The 1,261-nt window shown below is 52.9% G+C and carries 1 rRNA gene; it reads left to right on the top strand.

The annotated features are described in order from the left end of the window. A 23S ribosomal RNA gene (locus VQ830_RS28640) occupies positions 1-1,261 on the top strand; the annotation flags it as partial.

The raw sequence follows: 1,261 nt of genomic DNA on the forward strand, positions 1-1,261 counted from the left end.
GAACACGTGAAATTCCGTCGGAATCCGGGAGGACCATCTCCCAAGGCTAAATACTCCCTAGTGACCGATAGTGAACCAGTACCGTGAGGGAAAGGTGAAAAGCACCCCGGAAGGGGAGTGAAATAGATCCTGAAACCGTGTGCCTACAAGTAGTCAGAGCCCGTTAACGGGTGATGGCGTGCCTTTTGTAGAATGAACCGGCGAGTTACGATCCCGTGCAAGGTTAAGCAGAAGATGCGGAGCCGCAGCGAAAGCGAGTCTGAATAGGGCGCATGAGTACGTGGTCGTAGACCCGAAACCAGGTGATCTACCCATGTCCAGGGTGAAGTTCAGGTAACACTGAATGGAGGCCCGAACCCACGCACGTTGAAAAGTGCGGGGATGAGGTGTGGGTAGGGGTGAAATGCCAATCGAACCTGGAGATAGCTGGTTCTCTCCGAAATAGCTTTAGGGCTAGCCTCAAGGTAAGAGTCTCGGAGGTAGAGCACTGATTGGACTAGGGGCCCCTACCGGGTTACCGAATTCAGTCAAACTCCGAATGCCGATGACTTATCCTTGGGAGTCAGACTGCGAGTGATAAGATCCGTAGTCGAAAGGGAAACAGCCCAGACCGCCAGCTAAGGTCCCAAAGTATACGTTAAGTGGAAAAGGATGTGGAGTTGCTTAGACAACCAGGATGTTGGCTTAGAAGCAGCCACCATTTAAAGAGTGCGTAATAGCTCACTGGTCGAGTGACTCTGCGCCGAAAATGTACCGGGGNGTGGAAAAGGATGTGGAGTTGCTTAGACAACCAGGATGTTGGCTTAGAAGCAGCCACCATTTAAAGAGTGCGTAATAGCTCACTGGTCGAGTGACTCTGCGCCGAAAATGTACCGGGGCTAAACGTATCACCGAAGCTGCGGACTGTTCTTACGAACAGTGGTAGGAGAGCGTTCTAAGTGCAGTGAAGTCAGACCGGAAGGACTGGTGGAGCGCTTAGAAGTGAGAATGCCGGTATGAGTAGCGAAAGACGGGTGAGAATCCCGTCCACCGAATGCCTAAGGTTTCCTGAGGAAGGCTCGTCCGCTCAGGGTTAGTCGGGACCTAAGCCGAGGCCGAAAGGCGTAGGCGATGGACAACAGGTTGATATTCCTGTACCACCTCCTCACCATTTGAGCAATGGGGGGACGCAGGAGGATAGGGTAAGCGCGGTATTGGATATCCGCGTCCAAGCAGTTAGGCTGGGAAATAGGCAAATCCGTTTCCCGTGAAGGCTGAGCTG

It is taken from the genome of Oryzifoliimicrobium ureilyticum, from assembly GCF_037199735.1.
Lineage (GTDB): Bacteria > Pseudomonadota > Alphaproteobacteria > Rhizobiales > Rhizobiaceae > Rhizobium > Rhizobium ureilyticus.